Origin of the sequence: Micromonospora sp. M51 (assembly GCF_018070305.1) — a bacterium.
Taxonomy (GTDB): Bacteria; Actinomycetota; Actinomycetes; order Mycobacteriales; family Micromonosporaceae; genus Micromonospora; species Micromonospora parva.
Map to the genome: position 1 here is coordinate 1 of NZ_JAGPXZ010000871.1, position 2,350 is coordinate 2,350.

The following is a 2,350-nucleotide window of genomic DNA, read 5'->3' on the forward strand; positions in this document are numbered from 1 at the left end:
TCGGCGGACCGCGCCCAGGTCGCCGACCCGAAGGCGTACCTCGCTCGGATCGTGTCGAACCTGGCGGTGCAGCGCCTGCGTTCGGCCCGGCAGCAACGCGAAACCTACGTGGGGCCGTGGTTGCCCGAGCCCGTCCTGACCGATGGGGACGCCGCCGACGCCGTCACCGACGCCGAGTCCGTGTCGATGGCGATGCTGGTGGTGCTGGAGACGCTCAGCCCGCTCGAACGCGCCGTGTTCGTCCTGCGGGAGGTCTTCGACTTCAGCCACGCGGAGATCGCGGCGGCGGTGGAACGCTCCGAGGCCGCGGTCCGCCAGACCGCTCACCGTGCTCGCGAACATGTGCGACGCCAGCGGCCACGCTTCACCGCGGACCGGTCCCAGCAGCGCGGAGTCACCGAGCGGTTCCTCGCCGCCGCGACCGGTGGCGACCTCAACACCCTGCTGGAGCTGCTCTCCCCCGACGTGACGCTGTGGACCGACGGTGGCGGGAAGGTCCGCCAGGCCCTGCGTCCGATCCGGGGCGCGGAGACGGTCGCCGGTTGGTTCGCGGCCATCGGCACCGTCACCTACCAGGGCGTTCAGCCGCACGACATGCGCGCTGTCCTGGTCGAGATCAACGGGGCGCCGGGGCTGGTGTTCAGCGGTGTCGGCCGGGTGGTCGCCACCGTCTGCTTCGACCTCGACGCCGACGGCCGGATCACCACCATCCACACCGTCGCCAACCCTGACAAGCTGCACGCCGTCGCCGACGGCACCACCCACCACCTCGCGACCCGGTGAGCCGACCGCCTCGCCGTCAGCCGGTGCTGGTGAGGTCGGTCGTCGCCGCGAGCTCCGTGACCACGTCCAGGAACCGGTGCAGCGCCGGGGCGGTGTTGCCCGCCAACCACACCATCTCGGTGTGCGCGTACGCGCCGGTCAGCGGGACGAACACCACGCCGGTGCGGCGCAGACTCGCCGCCGAGCAGGCGAGCCGGGTGACGCCGAGGCCGGCGGCGACCAGGCCGAGCAGGCTCTGCACGCCGGCCTCCTCCTGAACGACGGTCGGCTCGAAGCCCGCTTCCCGGAACTGGTCCTGGTAGGCGCGGTGCCAGGGTTCCCAGGAGCTGCGCGGCGTCATGACCCACTGTTCGTTCGCCAGGTCGGCGAGCGTCAACTCGGCCCGCCCGGCGAGCGGGTGGCCCTCGGGCAGCACCGCGCAGACCGGTTCGGTGGTCAGTCTCCTCGACTCCAGGCCGGGAACGAGCGGGGTCCGGGTGAAGGCCACGTCGTACTGCCCGCCGAGGACGCCCTGGACCAGGGGCGCGATGCTGGTGGACTCGGTGGCCAGGTGCAGGTCGGGGAGGTGGTGGCGGACCGCCCGGACCACCGGGGGCAGCAGGTGGTTGGCGACGGTGGTCAGGAAGGCGAGCCGGAGGGTGCCGACCTCACCCCGCAGGGCCCGCCCCACGACGGTGACTGCCTGCTCGGCGCGGTCCGTCACGGCGCGCGCCTCGGGAACGAACAGGGCGCCGATGTCGGTCAGGGTGGTGCCACGGCTGTCACGGTCGAACAGCTTCGCCCCGAGGACGCGTTCCAGGGCGGTGATCTGCTGCGACAGCGACTGCTGGGCGATCATCAGGCGGGCGGCGGCCCTGGTGAAACTCAGCTCCTCCGCGAGGACCAGGAAATACCGCAGTTGGCGCAGCTCGGGCGTGGCCACAGGAACAGACTGTAGCCACGTCAGGAAGAGCGTGTTGGCCGTCCGCGCAGACCACCGCGCACGATCGGTGGGCAGGGCTGAACCGCGACACCGTACGCCAGTACGGCGGGCCGGTATCGCCATCCGGGAACACCCCACACAAGGAAGTCGATCATGGCTGAAACACGCGTCACCACACCGTTCAACGCCCGGTCCACCGCCACCGACGTCGTGGCCGGTGTCGACCTGACCGGGCAGCGCGCCATCGTCACCGGCGCCTCCTCGGGCATCGGCGTGGAGACCGCCCGGGCGCTCGCCATGGCCGGCGCCGAGGTGACCCTGGCGGTACGGGACGTGCGGGCCGGAGAACGGGCCGCTCGGGAGATCGGCACCGGGGCCGTGGACCGGCTGGTCCGGGTCGCGTCGTTGGACCTGTCCGACCAACGGTCGGTCGCCGCTTTCATCGCCGCCTGGGACGGGCCCCTGCACATGCTGGTCAACAACGCCGGGGTGTCGGCGACCCCCGAGATGCGGACCGCGGAGGGTTGGGAGTTGCAGTTCGCCACGAACCACCTCGGCCATTTCGCACTCGCCACAGGGCTGCACCGGGCACTCGCCAGCGCCGGTCGGGCCCGCGTGGTGTCACTGAGCTCCATCGCCCACGTT

Annotated in this window: 3 protein-coding genes; 2 read left to right on the forward strand and 1 reads right to left on the reverse strand. The window is 71.9% G+C overall.

Features of this window, described 5'->3' with window-relative positions:
* A partial coding sequence (locus KBX53_RS29990) for a sigma factor-like helix-turn-helix DNA-binding protein (protein ID WP_210863037.1) occupies nucleotides 1-783 on the forward strand: 783 nt, incomplete at its 5' end.
* Nucleotides 784-799: 16 nt separating this feature from the next.
* Here KBX53_RS29990 and KBX53_RS29995 read toward each other — a convergent pair.
* Nucleotides 800-1,705 (reverse strand): LysR family transcriptional regulator, encoded by a 906-nt coding sequence (locus KBX53_RS29995; RefSeq protein ID WP_030327363.1) that lies wholly within the window; start codon nucleotides 1,703-1,705, stop codon nucleotides 800-802.
* A gap of 153 nt (nucleotides 1,706-1,858) precedes the next feature.
* Between KBX53_RS29995 and KBX53_RS30000 the strand changes: the two genes are divergently transcribed.
* The coding region (locus KBX53_RS30000) for an SDR family NAD(P)-dependent oxidoreductase (protein ID WP_210863039.1) at nucleotides 1,859-2,350 on the forward strand (492 nt) is incomplete at its 3' end.